Raw genomic sequence first — 23016 nt, 5'->3', positions numbered from 1 at the left:
CGCCCGACGAGACGGAACGGCTGCTGCGCGCCTGGCGGGAGGAGTACGCGGGTCGGCCGGCGAAGTGGAGGGCGTGGCGGGAGCTGTTGCACGCCCTGCTGCGCCACGGCTTCGAGGAGGCGTGGGAGGCCGTCGCCGAGCCCGGCGCCCGGGCCGCCGCCGTGCTGCCCCGGGTGCCGTCCGAGCGGGGTCCGGCCGTCGCGCGGGAGAGCGCGCTCGCCGGTGAGGCCGTTCCGGACGGGCCCGCGGGCTCACGCCGAAGGCGGCGGGGACCCGGCGGGCGCGTCGGCGGCCAGGAACTCCACCACCGCGAGGGCGAGGAGCAGCGCGAGCCCGAGGCCGACCACCACCCAGCCGGTGGGGTACGGCCAGAGGACACAGGCGGCGAGCGCCGCGGTCACCAGGACCCGGACGATCCAGGTGCGGTGCCGGCGGACGAAGGGTCCTACCGGTCCCGTGCGCAGGCCGAAGCCGTCGGCCGTGGCGCGGGCCGCGCCGACGCCCGAGGTCCACACGCCCCTGACGAGACGGGCGCGCCGGCCCCGCCCGGTGAGCCAGGCGGCCAGGGCCACGACGACGCCCAGGGCGACGGCCGCCCTGACCACGGTGTGGAGCGGCCGGGTCAGGGCGTCGTAGACCGCCCCGGCGGCCTCCGGGGAGACCCCGGCGGGCAGGGCGTCGAGGTAGAACGCGCGGAGGACGCGCAGCCCGATGCCGAGCAGTCCCGTCGCGACGGCCACCGCCAGGGCCCCGGCGACCAGGGCCCTGCGCCGTCGCCGGGCGAGGAGGACGCCGCCGGCCACCAGGAGGACCGCGAGGACCGGCAGCCGGTCGCCGACGATCTGGAGGAGCCGTACGCCGTTCTTGACCTTGCCGACGCCGTCGGACCGGACGAGCGTGAAGTCGGTGTGGATCTCCGGGATCCGCGCGGCGAACCCCATGCCCTCGTCCACGAGCCGCTGCTTCACCCGCTCGACGACGGGGGCGAGGTCGAGGGTGACCGTGTCGTCCTCCAGCCGGACCGCACCGCCGCCGCTCCCCGTGAGGGCCTTGTCCACGGAGGCGTGGACCTCGCGGTTGGCCTCCGTCCAGACGGCCTCGAAGGCGTCCGAGCCGGTGACCTCCCGCGCCTTCTCGCGCACGAAGCTGCGGACCGCTCCTTCCAGGGAGTCGCCCAGGCCGCCCAGCGCCTTCTCCAGGCGCGGCCGTTCCTCGGGGGCGGCGCCGGACAGCAGGGCCGACAGGTCGATGCGCGTCATGAGCGCCTCGGTGGCCCGGTCGGCGACGGCGTCCTGGACGGCCGGGTCCGAGGCGAGCGGGGCGACGGTCTCCACGTAGCGGTCGGTGTCGCCCACCACGTCCGCCGCCCAGGCGGCGACGATCCCTAGGGGCGCGAGCACACAGCCGAGGACGATCAGGACGACGGCTGGGAAGGACCGCGCGCGGTGCTTCGGCGGGCGGTGCGTCCGGTCGGCCTCGAGCGTCGCCACCCGGGCGCGGAGCTCCTGGAGTTCCGCGTCCCCGCCGGCCCGCGCGGCCGGTGCGTCGTCCGGCACCGGCGCCTCCTCGTTCGTGACGGTCGCCCCCGGTCCCAGCCGACCTCCGTTCCTCCGCGCGCGCGAGCGGGGGTGCTCCTTCCGGGGGGCGGGCGCGGCCGTGGCCCGTCCGCACTCCTGTGACGCCTCCGCCGGGGCGGTCGTCACCGTCTGCCGGGCGGAGAAGACGATTCCGCGCGGCAGTCGGCCCGACGCCGGCTCCTTCCGCGATCCGGTGAAAGAGGTCGTCCCGCTGGAGCGGGGCGGGTGGAGCCTGCCGGAGTTCGAGCGGGCCGGCGCGCCGTCGTCACCGGGTCGGGCGGGGCGGCGCTCCACCGGAGCGGCGGAGCCGGAGGGGCGTCACGCGGAGGAATCCGGGGCCCGCTCGCCGGGGCCGGACGATCCCCGCCCGCCGACGCGGGGCGGACCGGGCGCCGCACGGTGACCGTCGGCGGGGGCGCCGCCGAAGGCCGTCAGCGCCGCGCGGGCCGCGGAGCGGACGTCCGCCGGGAAGCGCCGGTCGGAGGACGACACGGCTTCGAGGAGGGGCGCCGCCGCGGCGGCCGGGGCACCGATCCGGGCGGTGTACCGGACCGCCGCGCGGCAGGGCTCGTCGGCCTCGCCCGCCCTCAGGGGTTCCAGCGCGGCCAGCAGCACCGGGACGGCGGCGTCCGTGTCCCCGGTGATCCGCCACCAGGCGTGGGCGGCCTGGACGCGGGTCCACGGGCCGGGGGACCCGAGGAGCGGCCGGAGTGCGGTCGCGCAGCGCGCCGCCCCGGGCCCCAGCTCCGCCAGGCGGGCGAGGTCGGCACCCTCCAGGCCCCGGGCCGCCGCGTCCTCCGCGAAGGCCAGGAAGACCTTCGGGTCGCCGGTGATCCGCCAGTGCGCCCATGCCGCGTTCTGCGTGCCGTGCCATCTCCGTACGCCGTTCGGCAACGGGATGCCGCCGTCGTGGCGCGGTGGTCGCGCGGCGCCGCGGACGAAGCCGTCGAGGGTGTCCGCGGCGGGCGCCGCGGCCGGGCCGACGCCGCCGAGCGCGTCGCAGGCCCACCGGACGTTGCGGGTGGCGAGCGTCGACACGAGTTCCGGGACCGCCGCGCTCGCGGCGGGGCCCCAGGAGGCCAGGGTCGCGAGGACCGGGCGCAGTCCCTCTTCGCCGGCCGAGTCGACGAGCAGGCGGCGGATTTCCGGGGAGCAACGCGTCGGCGTGGCTCACCAACGGCCGCAGGACCTCCCCGAGCGACGTCACCTGGAAGAACGGGAGCCGGTGGCTCGACGCGAGCCACCGGTGGACCGGGGCGAGGGCCTCCGGACGGCCGAGACGGGCGAGGGCCAGTGCCACCGGTCCGGCGACCCGGTCGTAGGAGTGGCCGGCGGCCGCGATCAGCGCGGGCACGGCCGATGCGACGTCCGGCGGAGAGTCCGCCGACACGAGCCGCGCCGGCGCCAGCGCCGCGTCGCCCCGGGCATGGGAATCGCCGGACTCCAGGCAGCGCACCAGGCCGGCCGTCAACTCCGGCCGGGGCGTGCGCCATCGCAGCAGGACGTCCGAGGCGAGGGCGACCGCGCCCTCGGCCCGCCCGGGTTCCCGGGAGTCGAACCCGCTCACGGCGAGCGCGGCCGCCCGGTCCGCGTACTCGCGCGCGTCCAGCCGCGGATCGTCCGGATCCACGCCCGCGTCCACGAGCAGCCCGCGTCCCCAGAAGTCGTGGACCGTCCCCGTTCCAGCCGTCATGGCCCGCAGATTACCGACGCGGTGTTCCCCGGGTCGCCGGACCACCGTGGGGCCACGGCGGTCGACGGCCGGCGGTCCGGCCCCCTGCCGCGCGGGCGCCGGGAGCCGGACCGTACGAGGTTCGGACGTGCGAGGTTCGACCGTACGAGGTTCGGGCCGTGCGAGGTTCGGACCGTGCGTCTCAGTCGTCGTGGAGTGCGGTGGCGAGGAAGTCGACGGCGAGTTTGCGGGCGACGTTGGCGGCCCGGGTGTCGCGCAGGCTGTCCAGGAGGAGGAAGTCGTGGACCATGCCGGCGACCCGGACGGAGGTGACGTCGACGCCGGCTTCGCGGAGCTTGTTGGCGTACTGCTCGCCCTCGTCGCGCAGGACGTCGGCCTCGTCGGTGATGACCAGCGCCTTGGGCAGGTCCTTGAGCTGGTCCGGGGTCGAGAGGAGCGGGGAGGCGTGGTGCTCGGCGCGCTGGGCGGGGTCGGTGGTGTAGGCGTCCCAGAACCACTTCATGCCGTCGCGGGTGAGGTAGTAGCCCTCGGCGAACTGGTGGTAGGAGGGGGTGTCGAAGTCGGCGTTCGCGACCGGGTAGAGCAGGCACTGGGCCCTGAGGTCGATGCCGCCGCGCTCCTTGTTCATCAGCGCGAAGACCGCCGACATGCAGCCGCCGACCGACTCGCCGGCGACCGCGACGCGCGAGGTGTCCAGGCCGTGCTCGGCGCCGTGTTGCAGGACCCACTGGCCCACGGCGTAGTTCTGCTCGACCTGGGTGGGGTACTTCGCCTCCGGCGCCCGGTCGTAGACCGGGAAGACACCCGCCGCCCCGGCGCCGACGGCGAGTTCGCGGAAGAGCCGGTCGTGGGTCTTGTCGTCGCCGAAGACCCAGCCCGCGCCGTGGATGTAGAACACCACCGGCAGCGGCCCGGCAACCCCCTCGGGCCGGATGACGCGGGTGCGGACCGTGCCCCACTCCCCCGCGTCGACCTCCACCCACTCCTCGTCGACCTCCGGACGCGGCACGCTCGCGTCGCTCTGGAGACCGAGCAGGATGTCCCGGCCCTCCTCCGGCGGCACCTCGTAGATCCGCGGATGCGGATCCGTCGCCTCGCACAGCTCCTTCGCCGCCGGCTCCAGATACGGGGTGATCGGAGGAGGAAGATCGGTCATGGCCACTCCCTGGAACGAGAACGGGCACGCGCGTGCCCTGCTGCGCGGCCTCACCGGCCGCGGCCCGTACGAACGGCTGCCGCCCGGACACGGCAGCGCCCGGTTCCATCGTTCGCGCCCCTCCCGCCCCCCGCAACCGGGCCGCCGGGCCCGGCGGGGGGTCACTCCGCCGGCAGGACGATCTCCCTCTTGAGGATCTTGCCGCTCGGCCCCAGCGGCAGCGCGTCCACGAGCCGCACCCGGCGCGGGTACTTGTAGGCCGCCACCCGCTCCTTGACGTACTCCCGCAGTTCCTCGGGGGTGGCCCGCGCGCCGGGACGGAGCACGACCGCGGCCGCGACCTCCTCGCCCAGCTCGGCGTGCGGGGTGCCCAGCACGGCGGCCAGGGCGACGGCGGGGTGCTCGTGCAGGACCTCCTCGATCTCGCGCGGGTAGACGTTGTAGCCGCCGCGGATGATCATGTCCTTCTTGCGGTCGACGATGTACAGGTAGCCGTCCTCGTCCGCCCGGGCCAGGTCGCCGCTGCGCAGCCAGCCGTCGGGAACGGCGGCGGCCGTCTCCTCGGGGCGGTTCCAGTAGCCCTTCATCACGTTGGGTCCCCGGACGGCCAGCTCGCCGATCTCGCCGGGGGCCACGTCCTGTCCCTCGTCGTCCAGGAGCCGCACCTCCACGTCCCGGATGGGGGTGCCGACGGAGCCGGCCTTGCGCGGGCGGTCGGGGTGGTTGAAGGTGACGACCGGGCTGGTCTCGGACATGCCGAAGCCCTCCAGGACCGGACAGCCGAAGCGGCGCTCGAAGCCGTGGAGGATCTCCACCGGCAGCGAGGCGCCGCCGGAGATGCACATCCGCAGCGTCGACACGTCCGCGTCGGACGGGTGCTGGAGCAGCGCCGCGTACATGGTCGGGACGCCCTCGAAGACGGTGGCCCGCTCGCGGGCGACGGCGTCCAGGACGGTCCCCGGCTCGAAGCGGGGGATCAGGACGAGCGAGGCGCCGCTGCGGACGGCCGCGCTCATGGTGCAGATCTGCCCGAAGATGTGGAACAGCGGCAGGCAGCCCACCACGACGTCCTCGGGCGTCATCCGCTGGATCTGGACGCCGTTGACCTCGGTGTTGTGCCGCAGTCCGGCATGGGTGAGGACGGCGCCCTTGGGGCGGCCGGTGGTGCCGGAGGTGTACAGCAGTACGGCCATGTCCTCGCCGTCCGTGTCGGCGACCTCGGGCAGCGGCTCGTGCCCGGCCAGGGCCGCGGCGAACGCGGCGGGTTCGACGGCGGTGTGCCGCACGCCCGCGGCGGCGGCTCCCGCGGCCCCCTCGCCCGGCGCCCGGTGCCATTCGAAGAGCCGCACCGCGCCGGAGTCGGCGAGGTGGAACTCGCTCTCCCTGGTCTTCAGGAGCGGGTTCATGGGGACGACGACCGCCCCGGCGCGCAGGACGCCGTAGTAGAGGACGACGAACTCGGGGACGTTGGGCAGCATCAGGGCGACCCGGTCGCCCGGCCGTACGCCCTCGGCCCGGAGCAGGGCGGCGGCGCGGGCGCTGCGCTCGTCCAGCTCCGCGTAGGTGAGGACGTGCTCCCCCAGGCGCAGCGCGGGGCGCCCGGGCTGTCGCCCGGCCGTCTCCACGAGGAACCCTGCCAGATTGGCCATGACCCGCCTCCGTCACACGAGAGCACCACATGTTTACATTGCCGACATCTTGCCGTCGTCCACCGGCGGGTCCTATGGCCTGTGCGACAGCGCTCGGCCCCCCGGATTGTCCTCCGCGACAAAACACGGGGGTTAAGCTGCGGACATGGACCTTTCGGGCGTGGCCGCGGCACTCCGGTCGAGGCTTCCGGAACTGGCCGGGAGGATGGCGCTCCGCATCCGCTCGGAGGTCGACGCCTACCAGGACGAGTCCCTGATCCCCCTGGACTCGCTGCGGCGCTCCTGCCACGCCAACGCGGACTTCGTGCTGTCTCACCTGCGCCGCAAGGGCTCCCCGGACGCGGAGGCGGCCCGCGAGACCGGGCGGGCCAGGGCGGAGCAGGGCGTCCCGCTGGCCGACACCCTGCGCGCGTACCACATCGGCTCGGAACTCCTGTGGACGGAGATCGTCGCGGAGGCGCGCACGCGCCCGGAGGGGTCGGACGACCTGCTGGTGTCGGAGTCCGCGGACTTCTGGGCGCTGTTCGGCCTGTACGCGGAAGCGGTGGCGCTCGCCTACCGGGAGACGGCCGCCGAGCTGACCTCCCGGGGCCAGGCGAGGCGTTATGCCCTGGTGGAGGCGCTGTTCACCGGTGTCATCACCGACCACACCCTGTGGGAGGCCGCCCGGGAGCTGGGGCTGCCCGAGCAGGGACCGTACGCCGTCGCCGTCGCGGAGGCCGGCGCGCCGGGCGAGGAGCCCCTCGCGGGCGTGGAGGCGGCGCTGCGCCGGGCGGAACTCCCCTCCGCGTGGCGGCTGCTGCCGGACCAGCAGCTCGCGCTGGTCGCGCTGCCCTCCGCCGCGGCGGAGGGCGCCTGCCTCCGCGTCCTGCGGGGCAGCCGCGCCCGCGTGGGGTTCAGCCCGTGCTTCTCCTCGCTCCAGGGCGCTCCGCAGAACCTGCGCTTCGCCCGCCTGGCCCTGTCCCGGCTGCCGGGCACCGGTCCCGGCGTGGCCCGGTTCGACGACGACCCGCTGGCGATGGTCGTGGCCGCGGCGCCCGCCGAGGCGGCCCGCCTGGTGGAGGTGACGCTCCGGCCGGTCCTCGACCTGCCGGCCGCGGAGCGGTCCCGCCTCCTGAGCACCCTGGAGCACTGGTTCGCCTCCGGCGGCTCGGCCAACGCCACGGCGCGGGGCCTCTTCGTCCACCCGAACACCGTCCGCTACCGTCTCCGGCGCGTCGAGGAGCTGACGGGGCGGTCCCTCTCCGATCCCCGCGCGACGACGGACATCGGCGCGGCGCTGCTGGCGGTCCGCGACCGGGCGGGGTGAACCGGCGCCCGGGCGGCGGCTCCGTCTCCGCGACGGGGGCGAAGGGTCGCACGAGGCCCGCGGACGGGAGCCGACGCGTTCGACGAGGCGGGCCCGGTCACGGACGCGGCGGCCGGCGCCTCGCGGTCAGCGGGCCTTCGCCGCCGCGTTCGCGTCGGCGACGAGGCGTTCGCGTCGGCGACGAGGCGTTCGGCGAGGCGTTTCGAGGAGGGCGGGTCCCGCCCCGTGCAGAGGGTGCGGTCGACCACCACGTACGGCCGCAGGGGCAGGCGGACCTTGGAGCACCGCGCCCCGCTCTCCCGCAACCGGTCCTCCAGCAGCCGGACCGCCCTGCGGCCGAAGCCGTTGAGCTTCTCCTCCAGGCTCGACGACCCCGTCGTCCGGTATCCGGTGAAGGGCCACGACCCGTCCTCGTCCTCCGCCGCGAACGCCGCCGCCGGCGCATGACACGACAGGGCCGGCGGTCTGCCCGGGGCCAGGGACCGGGTCGGCGGCGCACCGCAGACCGGGTCGACCGACAGGTCCTCCGTCGGACCGTGCCCGCCCGGACAGAACACCATGTCGAAGCCGTCCGGATCGATCTCCTCCAGCGGCCGGGGACCGTGTGCTCCCCCGCCCTCCGGCCCTACGCTCCCGGCGCCGTACGCCCCGCCGCCCCGTCCGTTGCCGCTCCGGAAGGTTCCGCGTCCGCGGCGCGGCGCTGCCGCAGCACCGCCGCGAGCATGGTGACGAGGACGCCGACGACCGCCCAGGCCGACAGCACCAGCAGGGCGGACGTCATGCCGTTGCCGTGGAAGTAGGAGATCGAGCGGGCCGCCCAGGTGCCCGCGCCCGGTGGCAGGGCCGGGCCGATCGCCTGCCAGAACGGTGGCAGCATCGGCGCGGGGAAGGCGCCGCCCGCGCTCGGGTTGCCCGCGATGACGACGAGCAGGATCGCCAGGCCGATGCCGATGACGCCGAAGAGGCCCTGGAGGGCGAGCGTCGCGGCGCCGACGGCGAAGATGAGCAGCGCGCCGAGCCCCCACAGGGCCCAGACGCTGCCCGGCAGGGCGCCCAGGATCGGCCCGACGATGATCGCGCCGCCGAGTCCGCCGGCGAGTGCGACCAGCGTCATCGTGCCCAGGCGGGTCGCCGCGCGGGTCGGGTTGGCCGGGCGGGCGCCGGCGCTGATCGCGAGGATCGACGCGCACAGGTAGGCGCCGACGCACCAGCCGATGACCAGGTAGAACGACGACAGGCCGTTGAAGTCGTGCGGGGAGGCCGGGGCCACGTCGACCGTGCGGACGGTGCGTCCCTGGGCCTTGTCCACGGTGGCGACGAGCGTGCCCAGCGCGAGGGACAGGGCCCTGCCGCCGCCGGAGGCGACGAGAAGCGTGTCGGTGGTGCCGGCCGGATTCACCACCAGCGCCCCGTAGACGTCCCGGTTCGCGATCTGCTCCCGGGCCGTCCGCTCGTCGGGCAGCGCGCGCGGGTCCAGCGGCGAGCCCGGCAGCCCGTCCAGGCGGTCCACCGTCTGCCCGACCACGGCCTGCGGCGCCACCACGCCGAGGGACACGTCCCTGAGCCTGGGCTCGTGGAGGGCTCCCACGTAGGAGGCGACGAACAGCAGCTGAAGGGCGATCACCCCGATCACCAGCAGGGTGGCCCGTGGAGTGACGGCGTCCTTCACCTCGGACAAGGTGCTCTGTCTCATGGTGTCAACGGTCCGGGACGGGAGGCGCCCGCGCAGGCGGGAAGCACCCGAACGGCTGTCGACACGCCGGGACGCGCCGGGGGCGCACGGTTGTTCGGACGCGATCCGTCCGTCCGCGGCGCATCCGCATCCGCACCCGCACCCGCACCCGCACCCGCACCCGCACCCGCACCCGCACCCGCACCCGCACCCGCACCCGCACCCGCACCCGCTTGATGTTTGCATCGATTACATCCATGTCCTAATGTGAGCGCTGCAAACATTTGAGGCGATCGAACGGTCGCGGAGGAAGAGGGAACCCACATGACCAGCGAGCTGTTCTCACCGCTGCCCCTGCGCTCCGGGCAGGTGCTGAAGAACCGGATCGCGAAGGCGGCGATGGAGGAGAACATGGCCGGCGCCGGCCAGCTCCCCGACGAGCGGCTGTTCACGCTGTACCGGGGCTGGGCCGCCGGCGGCGCCGGCCTGCTGGTCACCGGCAACGTCATGGTCCACGCGGAGGCGCTGACCGGCCCCGCCGGCGTCGTGCTCGACGAGCGCGCCCCGCTCGCGCCGTTCGCCGAGTGGGCGGAGGCCGCCAAGTCCGGGGGCGGCGCGGTGTGGATGCAGATCAACCACCCCGGCCGTCAGGTGGCCTCCGGCATGCCCGGCGTGGTGTGGGGCCCGTCCGACATCGGCGTCGGCCTGGGCAGGCACAGCGGCCGCTTCGGCCGCCCGACCGCCATGACCCCGCGGCAGATCGAGGAGACCGTCACCCGGTACGCCGTGACCGCGCGGCGCGCCGAAGAGGCCGGCTTCGACGGCGTCGAGGTCCACGCCGCCCACGGTTACCTGCTGTCGCAGTTCCTCTCCCCCCTGGTCAACAAGCGCACCGACCGGTGGGGCGGGTCCCTGGAGAACCGGGCCCGGATGCTGCTCGACGTCGTCCGCGCGGTCCGGTCCTCCGTCTCCCCCTCCTTCACGGTCGCGGTCAAGCTGAACTCCGCCGACTTCCAGCGCGGCGGCTTCGACGCCGACGACGCCCGCCGGGTCATCGGGATGCTCGAACCCCTCGGCGTCGACCTGGTCGAGCTCTCCGGCGGCAGCTACGAGAGCCCGGCCATGACCGGCCGCCCCACCGACAGGCGCACGCAGGCGCGCGAGGCGTACTTCCTCGACCTGGCGAGGGACCTCGTCGGAACGAGCCCGCTGCCCCTGATGCTCACCGGCGGCATCACCAGGCGCGCGACGGCGGAGCGGGTCCTCGACAGCGGCGTGGCGGTCGTCGGCATGGGCACCGCCCTCGCCGTCACCCCCGACCTGCCCGACCGCTGGCACCGGAGCCGCGAGGCCGACCGCCCCCTGCGGCCGGTGAACTGGTCCGACAAGGCCCTCGCCTCCGCCGCGAGCATGGCCCAGGTCCGTCACCAGATGCGCCGCCTCGCCCGGGGCGGCGGCACCAGGCCCGGCATCCACCCGGTGGTCGCCCTGGTCTCCGAACAGCTCAAGCAGCGCAAGGCCCTGCGGAGCTACCGCACGTGGCTGGCCGAGCCCCGGGGCGCGGCCTGAGCCGTCCCGCCCGCGAGGCCGTCGCCCACGTGCGGTTCGCGCTGGAGCACCCGGCTCTTTTCCGGGCGACGTCCCGGACCACGGCGACGCGGTGGTCGCGCTTGCTCGGGAAGCGGGGGAGGAGCAGGCCCGGGCCGCCGGGCACCGCTCGACGGGGCGCCGCCTATCCCTGCTCGTCGCCACCGGAGGGTTCGCGGCGCAGGCGCCGGGAGCGCAGCACCAGGAGCATCTCGAACCGGCGGTCGGGGTCGTCGAGCACGTCGCCCCACAGTTCGCGGATCTGCCGCAGGCGGTAGCGGGCCGTCTGGGGGTGCACGCCCAGACGGTGGGCGACCTCCGGGGCCCCGCCGGAGGTCTCGATCCAGGCGAGCAGCGTGTCGGCGAGGCGTCCCGCCTGGGCGGGGGCGACGTCGTTCAGGGGGGTCAGACAGCGTGCGGCCGCCGCGTCGACGAGCTCCTGGGAGGACAGCAGGAGCAGTTCCTCCACTCGGTCCGTGCAGTGGTGCAGCCCGCCGTGGGGCAGCAGGCCGCCCTCGACGAGCCGGACGGCGCCTCGTCCGGGCCCGGGAGCGGGCCCTCGCCGTGGCACCGTCGCTGCTCTCCGCGCCGCCGCACGAGGCCACGGTCCCGGGCGGGACCGCGGCGACCTCGACGCGCACGTCCTCGACGAGGCCCGTGTCACGGAAACGACCGGGCGTCCATCAGACAGGTGACCTCGCTGTTCCGCAGCATCGTCGGCACCTCGCCGAGGCAGCGCGTCGAGCGCCCCGGCGTACAGATCCGGTTCGCCGTCCCACGGCCCGTCCGGACCACCGCGCCCCACGCACGGCCGGGACCTACAGCTTCGTCAACGCGCCGGTCCGGTGCATGGCGGTGTGGCCCGTCCTGTCGCTCCTGATCTCGTACTGGGGATCGTCTTCGGTGCACCGGCGCATGCGCCCCTTGTACTCCACGTCCTTCGTGTGCTTCTCGACGATCACACCCTCGACGTACCCGGCCTCGGAGTTCCATCGGACGTGGTCACCCACCGAGAACTTCTCCGGCATGCCCCTCCTCCTCCCGCTCCTGGGCGAGGACGAAATCACCCCTTGTGAGAACGATAGGCGCGTGCCCGGGACCCGGCGCCCCGGAGCCGCGTCCGGCCCGGAGCCGGGCGGCCGCCGGGTCGGAGCACCCGGCGGGCTCCGCCCCGTGGAGAGGCCCGGCACCTCGTGAGCCCGCCCGGTCGCGCACGCCGGCGCCCCGGCCCGTCCGCGGGCCGGGGCGCCGGCACGGAGCGGCGCCGGGCCGCGCGTCGGGGCGCGGGGCTCAGGCCGTCTGCGGGCCCATCAGCCGGACGAGGAGGTCGTCGAGGCTGACCAGGCCGGTGAGGGTCCCCTCCTCGTCGCGGACGACGGCGAGGGAGGAGCGGCGGCGGCGCAGGTGTTCGACGGCCTCGGAGACCGTGGTGCCGGTGGTCAGTTCGGGTACGGGGCGGGCGAGGTCGCGGGCGGTGAGGGCCCGGCCGCGGGTGCGGGCGACCAGGGCGTCGCGGGCGTGGACCGAGCCGAGGAACCGGTCGCCGTCGCGGACCAGGAGGCGCGAGCGACCCGCTTCGGAGGCCCGGGCCAGGAGGGCGTCCAGGTCGGCGCCGGCCGGGACCGTGACGATGTCGGCGGTCGGGGTCTGGAGGCGCGCCACCGGCGTCTGGGGCTCGACCAGCGAGCGGGTGATGAGCTGGGAGTCGGTCTTGTTGATCAGTCCCAGCCGCTCGGACTCCACGACGAGGTGGGTGAGCTGTTCGCGGTTGTGGACGGCGGTCAGTTCGTCGCGGGGCTGGACGCGGCACAGCCGCACGAGCGCGTTGCTGACCTTGTTGAGGATCCAGATCAGCGGGCGCACGGTCTTGACCAGGGCCCTGAAGGGCGGGGTGAGGAGCATGGCCGAGCGCTCGGGGTGGGCGATGGCCCAGGACTTGGGGGCCATCTCGCCGACGACCATGTGGAGGAAGACCACGACGATCATGGCGACGGCGAAGGAGACCCCGTAGCTGAGGGACGCGGGCAGGCCCAGCTCGACCAGCAGCGGGTCGAGTTCGTGCGAGACGGCCGGCTTGGAGATCGCGCCGAGGCCGAGGGTGCACAGGGTGATGCCGAGCTGGGCGCCGGCGAGCATCAGGGACAGTTCGCGCATGCCGGCGAGCGCCGCCCTGGCGCCGCGCTGCCCCTCGGCGACGGCCTTCTCGATGCGGTGGCGCTTGGCCGCGACGAGGGCGAACTCGGCGGCGACGAAGAACCCGCTGCCGATCAGCAGCAGGACGGTGACGAAGAGTGCCGTGGGGAAGCTCATGCCCGGGCCTCCTCGGCCTGCTCGGCGCGGACCTGCTCGATGCGGACGTGCTCGGGGACGTGGCGGTCGAGGCTGAGGACCTCGATCCGCACGCCGTCCACGGTGAGCCGGTCCCCGATGGTCGGGAAGCGGCCGAGGCGGTCGATGACCAGGCCGGCCACGGTGTCGTAGTCGTCCTCCCCGGGCAGGGCGATGCCGGTGGCCTCCTCGATCTCGTCGAGGCGCCGGCCCGCGTCCACCCGCCAGCCCTCGCCGTCCGGAGCGGCCACGACGACGATCCTGTCGTTCTCGTCGGCGATGTCTCCGATGAGCTCCTCGGCGATGTCCTCGTAGGTGACGACGCCGGCGACGCCGCCGTGCTCGTCGAGGACGACGGCGAACTCGTCGTCGCGCTCGCGCATCTGCGCCACCGCCCTCGGCAGCGGCAGCGTGTCGGGCAGCAGGAGCGGGCGGCGGGCGGCCTCGCCCGCGGTGGTGGCGTCGAAGGTGGCGCTGGGCAGGCGCATCAGCTCGTTCACGCCCAGGACGCCGGCGATGTCGTCGGGGTGGTCGCCGAGCACCGGGTAGTTGGAGTGGCCGTGCCGGGCGATCAGCTCCACGGCTTCGGCGAGGGTGGCGTCCTTGCGCACGAAGACGGCGTCGGCGCGCGGCACCATGACCTCGGCCATGGTCCGCTCGGAGAACTCCAGGGCGTGGTCGAGCAGCTCGGCGGTGGCGGGCGGCAGTTCGCCCTGTTCGTGGGACTCGCCGATCAGGTGGCTCAGCTCCTCCAGCGTCGCGCCGTGGTGCAGCTCCTCGACCGGCTCGATGCCGACCTTGCGCAGCAGCTTGTTGGCGGCGCCGTCGAAGACGTGGACGACCGGGCCGACGACCTTCAGGTAGAGGAGGGTGGAGGGGGCCAGCGACTTGGCCAGCCGTTCGGGCACCGCAAGCGCCAGGTTCTTCGGCGCGAGTTCGCCCACGACCATCTGCAGGACGGTGGCCAGGACGAAGGCGAGGACGACGGAGATCGCGGAGACCGCCCCGCCGGACAGGCCCGTGCCCTCCAGGAGGGGCCTGAGGAGCGCGGAGACGGACGGCTCGGCGAGGAAGCCGACGACCAGGCCGGTGACGGTGATGCCGAGCTGCGCGCCGGAGAGCATGAACGAGAGGCGTTCGAGGACCTTCAGCGCGCGGGCCGCCCGCTTGTCCCCGGCGTCGGCCTCCCGGGCGAGCGCGAGGCGGTCGGCGGCGACGTAGGCGAACTCCTGGGCGACGAAGTAGCCGGTGCCGACGGTCAGCACGAGGACGGCCGACAGGCCGAGGGCGGCGTTCATCGGCCACCGCCCCCGGGCACGTGGGGGCGGGTCGTTCTGGCGGACAAGGAGGTGCTCCTTCTGGGGACGGTGATCGGAACCCGAGTATCTGCGGGTACGTGGCGGGGGTGCGGGATCACACGGCGGCGGGACCGGTCGGTTCCCTCCGGAGGGCCCGCGCCGTCGCACGGCCGCGTACGGCTCCGGCCGGGCCGGTGGCGGGAGGGCGGGAGCGGCCCGCGGGAGGGGCGGCGGTCCGCTCCGGCTCACCGCGCTCGGCGGTCGCCGGGGAGGACCCGGCCGCGACGGCCGCCGGGCGCGCGGGCACGGGGCCCGGCGCCGGGAGCGGCGGGGGCGCCTCGGTCACCGTGCCGTCCCCGCTCCCCGGCGCGGTCCGTCCGGGCGGGAGGCGGCACGGCGGGTACCGGGAGGCTCGCCCATCGCGGGTCGCTCACTCCTTCTCGTTCCAAAGGGGGACATGGCCGTGGAAGCACGCAGAGCTTCTACATCACTGTAAAGGAAAGGCAAACAACCATCGAGGGCCAGGGGCGGATCACCCGGCCGGGCGAGCGGCGCGTCGGGCCGGATTCCCGGCCCCGCGGCCCGCGAGCCCTCCGTCACCACATGATCGTTTTCGGACTTTCTCGCCGAAGATCCACGAGGACCGCCCCCGCCGGGGCGCCCGCCCCCTAGTCTTCTACAGACTTGTAGAGAGTTCGGGACGGGGTGCTCGCCTGTCGGCGGGCAGGCCCTTCACCGCGCTCGTTCGTTCCCTTCGGGAGGGTGTCATGGCTTCGATCGACCTGGACAAGGTGCTGGACAAGGCGTGGGCCGACAAGAGCCTGCCCGAGATCCTCGCGGCCCCGGTCGCCGCGCTCAAGGGCGTGTCCGACCGGGACGGCGAACTGCTGCGGGAGGCCTTCGGGGTCGAGACGGTCTCGGACCTCGCGGAGCTGAAGTACGCGCGCTGGGCCCGGGCGCTCGCCGCGCTCGCCGCCGCGAAGTAGTTCCACCGCGCTCCGCCCGGCACCCCCGTATCGCCCGGGGGTGCCGCCGGCGGGAACGCCGGGCGGGCCCCGCGCGACATCCCCGCGCGGGGCCCCGGTGCGCCCGGATCCGGTCGGGCCCGGCCCGTCGGCTCCTCCGCGAACACCCGGGAGAGGGGCCGCGGCCCCCCGTACCGCCGGCAGTCGCGCCGTCCGGCCCCGTGGCGCGGGGCTTCCCGCCCTCGCGCGGGCGGCCGGAACCGCCGGGCGGCCGGGCCTACGGAATGGTGAGCACCTGGCCGACGTCGATCCGGTCCGGGTCCTCGATGCCGCTGGCGGCGGCGATCTCGTGGTGGCGGCTGCCGTCGCCGTAGAAGCGTTCGGCGACGGCCCACAGGCTCTCACCGGGCTCGACGGTGTGGGTGCGCGGCTCGGGGACGCGGGGAACCGCCTCCTCGACGACCCGGGCCGGCTCCGCCTCCTCGACGACGATCGGGGTGTCGGTGTCGGTGTTCGACGCCCACAGGGGGCTGCCGTCCGTCGCGTACAGCACCACGTTGCGGTCGGGCTGCACGACCAGGCGGTGGACGTCCCGGCCACTGGTGCCGGTGGCCCACACGGCGTCGTCGCCCGCGTACAGCACGAAGTTGCCGTCGTGCTGGAGCACAGCCCGCCCGACTCCCCGGTCCTGGGTGCCGGTCGCCCACACGACGCCGCCCGGCTCGGAGAGCACCAGGTTCCCGTCGCCCTGGAGCGTCAGGACGTGGGCACCGCCCCGCAGGGCGTGGTCGGGACCGAGTTCGTCCCCCGGATACAGGGCGTCGCTCATGGACGTTCCTTTCGAAGAGAGGCGTGCGCCGGCGTTCACGCGCCACCGCACGGCGGTTTCCGGGCCTCCCGCCCGAAGCCCCTTGAAGAGCGCCTCCGTCGCGATGCCCGCACCGCCTATTTCTACAGCACTGTAGAGGTTACGAGGTCGGGCCGTCCGCGTGTCGACACGTGCGGGCCCCCCCGCCCGCACCCGTGCGCGCACGCGGTCGAGCGCCGATAATCTCGCCATGCCGTGCACACGCGAGGCGCACCTCCCGGCTCCGTCCCGACGTGCCGTCGACGGCGGCGCGCACGCGGCGGCGACGCCGCGCGGAACCCCCTCCCGCCGTCGCGAGGCGCCGGGACCGACGACCCGCCCCGTCCGCCCCGACCCGCGGGAACCCCGTCCGGACACCTGCCCGTTCACCTCACCAGGAGGCATCCATGAGGATGTTGATCAACGTCCCGGAGACCGTCGTCGCCGACGCGTTGCGCGGGATGGCCGCCGCGCACCCCGAGCTGACCGTGGACGTGGAGCGGCGGATCGTGGTGCGGCGGGACGCGCCCGTGGCGGGGAAGGTGGCGCTGGTGTCCGGCGGCGGGTCCGGGCACGAGCCGTTGCACGGGGGCTTCGTGGGGCCCGGCATGCTCGCCGCCGCCTGCCCCGGCGAGGTCTTCACGTCCCCGGTCCCGGATCAGATGGTGCGGGCCGCCGCCGCGGTCGACAGCGGCGCCGGGGTGCTGTTCGTCGTCAAGAACTACACCGGGGACGTGCTGAACTTCGAGATGGCGGCGGAGCTGGCCGAGGACGAGGGCATCCGGGTCGCCAAGGTGCTCGTGAACGACGACGTGGCGGTGACGGACAGCCTCTACACGGCGGGACGGCGCGGCACCGGGGCCACGCTGTTCGTGGAGAAGATCGCCGGGGCCGCCGCCGAGGAGGGGGCGCCGCTGGAGCGCGTGGAGTCGGTCGCCCGCCGGGTGAACGAGCGGTCCCGCTCCTTCGGCGTGGCGCTGAGCGCCTGCACCACCCCCGCCAAGGGCGGCCCCACCTTCGACCTCCCGGGCGGCGAGCTGGAGTTGGGCGTCGGCATCCACGGCGAGCCGGGCCGCGAGCGGCGGGCCATGATGACCTCGCGGGAGATCGCGGACTTCACCGTCGACGCCGTCCTGGAGGAGCTGCGCCCGTCCGGTCCGGTCCTCGCCCTGGTCAACGGGATGGGCGCGACCCCGCTCCTGGAGCTGTACGGCTTCAACGCCGAGGTGCAGCGGGTGCTCACCGAGCGCGGGGTGCCGGCGGCCCGGACGCTGGTGGGGAACTACGTGACCTCGCTCGACATGGCGGGCTGCTCGGTGACCCTGTGCGAGGCGGACGAGGAGCTGCTGCGCCTGTGGGACGCGCCCGTGCGGACCCCCGCCCTGCGCTGGGGACTGTGAGCGGGGCGGAGGGCGGGACGACGGACGACGGAACGGGAGTGGGAGGCGGCATGACGGAGACCTACGGCGCGGAGTTCCTGACGCGCTGGCTGGCGGCGGTGGCCGGGAGCGTCGGCCGCGAGGCGGACCGGCTCACCGAGCTGGACTCGGCGATCGGGGACGCCGACCACGGCGCCAATCTGAAGCGGGGGTTCGCCGCCGTGGCCGGGACCCTGGCGGAGGAACCGCCCGGGACGCCCGGCGCGGTCCTCACCACCGCCGGACGGCAGCTGATCTCCACGGTGGGCGGCGCGTCCGGACCGCTGTACGGGACGCTCCTCCGGCGCGCGGGGAAGGCGCTCGGCGACGACGACCGAGTCGACCGGGAGCGGCTCGCGGAGGCGCTCGGCGCCGGCGTGGAGGCCGTGTCGCAGCTGGGCGGGGCCCGGGTGGGCGACAAGACGATGCTGGACGCGCTCGTACCGGCCGTGGAGGCGCTGCGGGAGTCGTTCGCGGCGGCCCGCGCCGCCGCCGACGAGGGCGCCGTCGCGACGGTGCCCCTGCGGGCGCGCAAGGGCAGGGCGAGCTACCTGGGCGAGCGGTCGATCGGGCACCAGGACCCGGGGGCGGCCTCGTCGGCCCTGCTGTTCGCGGCGCTCGCCGAGACGGCGGCCGCGGAAGGGGCCTCGGAAGACCCCTCCGAAGGGGAGGAGGGGTGAGCGCCCCGGGAGCGGGAGGCGCGGCGCCCGTCGGCGTCGTGCTCGTCTCGCACAGCGCGTCGGTCGCCTCGGCGGTGGCCGAGCTGGCCCTGGGGCTCGCGGGCGGCGGCGAAGGACCGCCCCTGGTGCTCCCGGCGGGCGGGACCCCGGACGGTGGCCTGGGGACGAGTTCCGATCTGATCGGCGCGGCGGCGAGGGCCGTCGACCGGGGCGCGGGAGTGGCGCTCCTGGCCGACCTGGGCAGCGCCGTGCTCACCGTGAAGGCGATGCTGGCCGAGGGCGACGAGCTGCCCGGGGACTCCCGCCTGGTGGACGCGCCCTTCGTCGAGGGCGCGGTCGCCGCGGTGGTGACGGCGAGCGCGGGCGGGGACCTCGACGCGGTGGTGGCCGCGGCCTCGGAGGCGTACTCCTACCGGAAGGCGTGAGCGCGGCGGGCGCGCGTGCGAGGCCCGGACCCCCGAGGGTGCGGGGCTCCGGGCCTCGCACGCACCCGGGCCCTCGCGCGCCCGGGCCGCCGGGCCCGTCACCGCCCGGGCGCCTCCGTCCCCGCCGCGCCGTCGCGCGCCCGTTACCGAGTAGTAGACATCACGCCCCGATTCTTCTGCAACTAGTTGCAGAACCTGCGGAGGTCCCCTACAACAGGAGGTGACGATCCTGCGCGAGGAGGCGCCCCCATGACCCCGTACCCGCACCTGCTGAGCCCGCTCGACCTCGGTTTCACCACCCTGCCCAACCGGGTGATCATGGGCTCGATGCACGTCGGCCTGGAGGAGGCCGAGCACGGGTTCGAGCGCATGGCCGCCTTCTACGCCGAGCGCGCCCGCGGCGGCGTGGGCCTGATCGTCACCGGCGGCATCGCGCCCAACGAGGCCGGCCGCCCCTGGGACGGCGGGGCCAAGCTCACCACCGCCGAGGAGGTCGCCGAGCACCGGCTCATCACCGACGCCGTGCACCGGGAGGGCGGCCGGATCGCGATGCAGATCCTGCACTTCGGCCGGTACGCGTACCACCCCGGCCTGGTCGCGCCCAGCGCCCTCAAGGCCCCCATCAGCCCCTTCCCGCCGAACGAGCTGACCGACGCCGAGGTCGAGCAGACCGTCGAGGACTACGTCCGCTGCGCCGAGCTCGCCCGGGAGGCCGGGTACGACGGTGTCGAGGTGATGGGCTCCGAGGGCTACCTCATCAACGAGTTCACCGCCGCCGCGACCAACCACCGCACCGACCGCTGGGGCGGCCCGTACGAGAACCGCGTCCGCTTCCCGCTGGAGATCGTCCGCCGGATCCGCGAGCGGGTCGGCGAGGACTTCATCCTCGTCTACCGCCTCTCGATGCTGGACCTCGTCCCCGGCGGCTCCACCCTGGAGGAGGTCGTCCGGCTGGCCAAGGAGATCGAGGCCGCCGGCGCCACCATCATCAACACCGGCATCGGCTGGCACGAGGCGCGCATCCCCACCATCGCCACCTCCGTGCCGCGCGGCGCCTACACCTGGGTGACCAAGAGGCTGATGGGCGAGGTCTCCGTGCCGCTCGTCACCAGCAACCGCATCAACACCCCCGAGGTCGCCGAGGAGATCCTCGCCGACGGGCGCGCCGACCTGGTCTCCCTGGCCCGTCCGTTCCTGGCCGACCCCGGCTTCGTCGCCAAGGCCACGGCCGGCCGCGCCGACACCATCAACACCTGCATCGGCTGCAACCAGGCCTGCCTGGACCACACCTTCAGCCTGAAGATCACCTCCTGCCTGGTCAACCCGCGCGCCTGCCACGAGACCGAGCTCGTCCTCTCCCCCACCCGCCGCGCCAAGCGGATCGCGGTCGTCGGCGCGGGTCCGGCCGGGCTCGCCTGCGCGGTGTCGGCGGCCGAGCGCGGCCACTCCGTCACCCTCTTCGACGCCGCCGCCGAGATCGGCGGCCAGCTCAACGTCGCCAAGCGGGTGCCGGGCAAGGAGGAGTTCGACGAGACCCTGCGCTACTTCCGCGTCCAGCTCGACGAGCGCGGCGTCGAGGTGCGCCTGAACACCCCGGTCGCGGCGTCCGACCTGGACGGCTACGACGAGGTCGTGGTCGCCACCGGCGTCTCCCCGCGCACCCCCGCCATCGAGGGCGTGGACCACCCGAGCGTCGTCAGCTACCTGGACGTGCTGCGGGACGGCGCGCCGGTCGGCGAGCGGGTCGCGGTCATCGGCGCCGGCGGCATCGGCTTCGACGTCGCGGAGTTCCTCACGGACGGCGGGGAGGGCGCGAGCCGGGACCCCGAGACGTACTTCCGCCAGTGGGGCGTGGACACCTCGTACGAGAACCGGGGCGGGCTGCGGACGCCCGAGCGGACCGCTCCCCCGCGCCAGGTGCACCTGCTCCAGCGCAAGGAGACCAAGGTCGGCGCGGGGCTCGGCAAGACGACCGGGTGGATCCACCGCACCGAGCTCAAGCACCGCGGCGTGGCCATGGTGGCGGGCGTGACGTACGACCGGATCGACGACGAGGGCCTGCACGTCACGATCGGCGGCGAGGCGCGGCTGCTCCCGGTCGACACGGTCGTGCTCTGCGCGGGCCAGGAGCCGCGCCGGGACCTGTACGAGGAGCTGGTGGCGGCGGGCCGCACCGCGCACCTCATCGGCGGTGCGGACGTCGCCGCCGAGCTGGACGCCAAGCGGGCCGTCGACCAGGGCACCCGTCTCGCCGCCGCCCTGTGACCGCCGTGCGGTGACCGCACCGGCCGCGCCCGTCGCGATCGCCCCGGTCACGGCGATCGCGGCGGGCCCCCGAACCTAGGATGCGAGCATGTCCCTCCCGCACGCGATCCTCACCGCGCTGCTCGAGAAGCCGTCCTCCGGCCTCGAACTGACGCGCCGCTTCGACAAGTCGATCGGATACTTCTGGTCGGCCACGCACCAGCAGATCTACCGCGAGCTGGGGCGGCTGGAGCAGGCGGGGCACATCCGCGCCCTGCCCGCCCCGGTGCCCGTCCGGGGGCAGCGGAAGGAGTACGAGGTGCTGCCCGCGGGCCGCGCCGAGTTGGGCGACTGGGTCGCCAGGCGCGAGGACCCCAAGCCGATGCGGTCGTCCCTGCTGCTGCGGATGCGGGCGGCCGCGATGGTCGGCGCGACCGGGCTCAGGGCCGAGCTGGAGCGCCACCTCGCCCTGCACCGGGAGCAGTTGGCGGAGTACCTCGCGATCGAGGTCAAGGACTTCCCGGACGAGCGGCGGAGCGCCGGACCCGACCGGCTGCGCCATCTCGTCCTGCGCGGCGGGATCGACCTGGAGCGCTTCTGGGTGGAATGGCTGACCGACGCCCTTGTGGAACTGGATCGGGAGGGGTAATCCCACCGGTCGGGGGCCGGTGCCGGGCGATACTGGGGGCTGCCGGTTCCACGACACGAAAGGGCTGGTATGGCCGACGACTTGGGGCCCCGTACGACACGACACGCGGTGGTCATCGGGGGAAGTCTCGCCGGACTGCTCGCGGCACGGGTCCTCGCCGAGCACGCGGAGAAGGTGACGGTCGTCGAGCGCGACCGCCTCCCCGAGGAGCCGGAGGCGAGGCCCGGCGTCCCGCAGGGCCGGCACCTCCACGTCCTCGTCGAGGGCGGGCAGCGGGCGCTCGACGAGCTGCTCCCCGGCTTCACGGACGAGCTGCGGGGACTCGGAGCGCCGAAGGTGGGCATGCCCGAGGACATGGTCCAGTGGCAGAGCGGCGCGTGGTACCGCCGCACGCCCGCCGCCGTGCACTTCTACTCCGGCCCCCGCGCCCAGCTGGAATGGCTGGTGCGGCGGCGGGTGCTCGCCGATCCGCGGGTCGAACTGGTCGAGGGCGTCGAGACCGTGGGCCTGGCCGGGGACTCCTCGCGCGTGCGGGGCGTGCGGCTGCGGGAGCGCGGCGCGGGGCCCGGCGGGGAGACCCGCGTCCTGGCGGCCGACCTCGTGGTGGACGCCTCCGGACGGTCCACGAAGGCAGCGGACTGGCTGGCGGGCATCGGCGCGGAGGCGCCGCACGAGGAGACCCTCGACACGGGCCTGGCGTACGCCACCCGGGTCTACCGCGCCCCGTCCGGAGGCAAGGACACCGACGCGCTCGGCTACTACGTCGTGCCGAACCCCTCGCAGCCGTACGGCGGCGTGGTGCTGCCGCTCGGCGACGGGCGGCACCTGGTCACCCTCTCGGGGCTGCGCGGCGACGGACCGCCCACCGAGGAGGGCGCGTTCGAGGAGTACGCCGGGCGGCTGCCGCATCCGGTGATCAGCGACTGGCTGGCCCGGGCGGAGCCGGAGTCGCCGGTGTACGGCTTCCGGAAGACCGCCAACGTCCGGCGCCGGTACGACCGTCCGGGGCGCCGCCCGGCGGGCTTCCTCGCCACCGGCGACGCGCTGTGCGCCTTCAACCCGATCTACGGACAGGGGATGGCGGTCGCCGCGCTCGACGCGGTCGCGCTGCGCCGGGCGCTCGCCGACCCGAGGCGGACGCCGACGACCCGGGTGGTGCAGCGGGCGCTCCTGGACGCCTCGCGGCAGGCCTGGGACATCTCGGCGGGGTCCGACCGGAAGATGCCCGGCGCGACCGGTGACGCGGTGCGCTCCGGGGTGCTGGACCGGGCGGTCGGCTGGTACCTGGGCCGGGTGCTCGGCCGGGTCGGGGGCGACCCGGTGGTGGGGACGCCGTTCCGTTCGGCGATCGCCCTGACCGGCCCGACGACGGCCCTGTTCGCCCCGTCGGTGGCGCGGGCGGTGCTGTTCGGGCCGCCCGTCGAGAGGCCGGCCGAGCCGCCGCTGTGGCGCGACGCGTAGCCCTTCCGGGCGAGGCCCCGGGGGCCCGGGTCCGCGGCGGCCGGTGGTGGCCGCCGTC

General features: G+C 75.1%; 18 protein-coding genes and 2 pseudogenes. 9 read left to right on the top strand and 11 right to left on the bottom strand.

All coding sequences use genetic code 11. The features are described from left to right. Positions 1-251: 251 nt before the first annotated feature. The 4 genes from ACIQKA_RS04765 to ACIQKA_RS04750 form a co-directional block, all read right to left on the bottom strand. Positions 252-1556: a hypothetical protein gene (locus ACIQKA_RS04765; RefSeq protein WP_402539973.1), complete on the bottom strand. Its 1305-nt coding sequence runs from the start codon at positions 1554-1556 to the stop codon at positions 252-254. Between the two features lie 339 nt (positions 1557-1895). Further along, on the bottom strand, positions 1896-2615 hold the full coding sequence (locus ACIQKA_RS04760; RefSeq protein ID WP_402539971.1) for a hypothetical protein: 720 nt from the start codon (positions 2613-2615) through the stop codon (positions 1896-1898). An 836-nt stretch (positions 2616-3451) separates the two neighbouring features. After that, a complete protein-coding gene (locus ACIQKA_RS04755) occupies positions 3452-4426 on the bottom strand; it encodes an alpha/beta hydrolase (protein WP_402539969.1) in 975 nt (324 codons plus the stop codon). Between the two features lie 161 nt (positions 4427-4587). Beyond that, positions 4588-6075 carry a long-chain fatty acid--CoA ligase gene (locus tag ACIQKA_RS04750; RefSeq protein ID WP_402539968.1) on the bottom strand — a complete coding sequence of 496 codons (1488 nt, stop codon included), beginning with the start codon at positions 6073-6075 and terminating at the stop codon, positions 4588-4590. Positions 6076-6235: 160 nt separating this feature from the next. Between ACIQKA_RS04750 and ACIQKA_RS04745 the strand changes: the two genes are divergently transcribed. Continuing rightward, a complete protein-coding gene (locus tag ACIQKA_RS04745) occupies positions 6236-7384 on the top strand; it encodes a PucR family transcriptional regulator (protein ID WP_402539967.1) in 1149 nt (382 codons plus the stop codon). Positions 7385-7536: 152 nt separating this feature from the next. On the opposite strand, the pseudogene ACIQKA_RS04740 reads toward ACIQKA_RS04745, so the two are convergent. Beyond that, positions 7537-7998 (bottom strand): annotated as a pseudogene (locus ACIQKA_RS04740) (type 1 glutamine amidotransferase domain-containing protein); the annotation flags it as partial. 11 nt (positions 7999-8009) lie between these two features. After that, entirely contained in the window at positions 8010-9077 is a 1068-nt protein-coding gene (locus tag ACIQKA_RS04735; protein WP_383152529.1) for a DUF3533 domain-containing protein, read from the bottom strand. 303 nt (positions 9078-9380) lie between these two features. Here ACIQKA_RS04735 and ACIQKA_RS04730 point away from each other — a divergent pair, with 303 nt between their 5' ends. Then, positions 9381-10625 carry an NADH:flavin oxidoreductase/NADH oxidase family protein gene (locus ACIQKA_RS04730; RefSeq protein WP_383152530.1) on the top strand — a complete coding sequence of 415 codons (1245 nt, stop codon included), beginning with the start codon at positions 9381-9383 and terminating at the stop codon, positions 10623-10625. A 163-nt stretch (positions 10626-10788) separates the two neighbouring features. Here ACIQKA_RS04730 and ACIQKA_RS04725 read toward each other — a convergent pair. From ACIQKA_RS04725 to ACIQKA_RS04710, 4 genes and pseudogenes are all read right to left on the bottom strand, one after another. Then, a pseudogene (locus ACIQKA_RS04725) lies at positions 10789-11175 on the bottom strand (helix-turn-helix domain-containing protein); the annotation flags it as partial. A 286-nt stretch (positions 11176-11461) separates the two neighbouring features. After that, positions 11462-11671: a DUF2945 domain-containing protein gene (locus ACIQKA_RS04720; RefSeq protein WP_383152531.1), complete on the bottom strand. Its 210-nt coding sequence runs from the start codon at positions 11669-11671 to the stop codon at positions 11462-11464. A gap of 262 nt (positions 11672-11933) precedes the next feature. After that, positions 11934-12953, bottom strand: coding sequence for a hemolysin family protein (locus ACIQKA_RS04715; protein ID WP_390106620.1), 1020 nt, complete (start codon positions 12951-12953; stop codon positions 11934-11936). After that, positions 12950-14269 carry a hemolysin family protein gene (locus tag ACIQKA_RS04710; protein WP_383442361.1) on the bottom strand — a complete coding sequence of 440 codons (1320 nt, stop codon included), beginning with the start codon at positions 14267-14269 and terminating at the stop codon, positions 12950-12952. Before ACIQKA_RS04710 ends, ACIQKA_RS04715 begins: the two co-directional genes overlap by 4 nt. 767 nt (positions 14270-15036) lie before the next feature. Here ACIQKA_RS04710 and ACIQKA_RS04705 point away from each other — a divergent pair. Then, a complete protein-coding gene (locus ACIQKA_RS04705; protein ID WP_383154249.1) occupies positions 15037-15255 on the top strand; it encodes a hypothetical protein in 219 nt (72 codons plus the stop codon). Positions 15256-15511: 256 nt separating this feature from the next. Here ACIQKA_RS04705 and ACIQKA_RS04700 read toward each other — a convergent pair whose 3' ends face one another. After that, the gene (locus ACIQKA_RS04700; RefSeq protein WP_383429170.1) at positions 15512-16063 is read right to left on the bottom strand and encodes a LysM peptidoglycan-binding domain-containing protein; all 552 of its coding nucleotides are present in this window, start codon (positions 16061-16063) and stop codon (positions 15512-15514) included. A gap of 425 nt (positions 16064-16488) precedes the next feature. Between ACIQKA_RS04700 and dhaK the strand changes: the two genes are divergently transcribed. From dhaK to ACIQKA_RS04670, 6 genes are all read left to right on the top strand, one after another. Continuing rightward, positions 16489-17481, top strand: a complete 993-nt coding sequence (gene dhaK, locus ACIQKA_RS04695; RefSeq protein WP_402539966.1) for a dihydroxyacetone kinase subunit DhaK — start codon at positions 16489-16491, stop codon at positions 17479-17481. A gap of 50 nt (positions 17482-17531) precedes the next feature. Then, a complete protein-coding gene (gene dhaL / locus ACIQKA_RS04690; RefSeq protein ID WP_402539965.1) occupies positions 17532-18179 on the top strand; it encodes a dihydroxyacetone kinase subunit DhaL in 648 nt (215 codons plus the stop codon). After that, positions 18176-18604 (top strand): PTS-dependent dihydroxyacetone kinase phosphotransferase subunit DhaM, encoded by a 429-nt coding sequence (locus ACIQKA_RS04685; RefSeq protein WP_383150851.1) that lies wholly within the window; start codon positions 18176-18178, stop codon positions 18602-18604. Before dhaL ends, ACIQKA_RS04685 begins: the two co-directional genes overlap by 4 nt. 249 nt (positions 18605-18853) lie before the next feature. Then, positions 18854-20869: an FAD-dependent oxidoreductase gene (locus tag ACIQKA_RS04680; RefSeq protein WP_391093641.1), complete on the top strand. Its 2016-nt coding sequence runs from the start codon at positions 18854-18856 to the stop codon at positions 20867-20869. Positions 20870-20957: 88 nt separating this feature from the next. After that, a complete protein-coding gene (locus ACIQKA_RS04675; RefSeq protein WP_383429161.1) occupies positions 20958-21497 on the top strand; it encodes a PadR family transcriptional regulator in 540 nt (179 codons plus the stop codon). A gap of 69 nt (positions 21498-21566) precedes the next feature. Beyond that, complete coding sequence (locus ACIQKA_RS04670; protein WP_383150846.1) at positions 21567-22958, top strand: FAD-dependent oxidoreductase; 1392 nt, start codon at positions 21567-21569, stop codon at positions 22956-22958. The last annotated feature ends 58 nt before the right edge of the window (positions 22959-23016 follow it).

The organism is Streptomyces sp. NPDC092045 (assembly GCF_044756005.1).
In the GTDB taxonomy this organism is placed as follows: Bacteria; Actinomycetota; Actinomycetes; order Streptomycetales; family Streptomycetaceae; genus Streptomyces.
The sequence above is the reverse complement of the archived record's forward strand: the minus strand, read 5'-3'. Positions and strand labels throughout refer to the sequence as shown.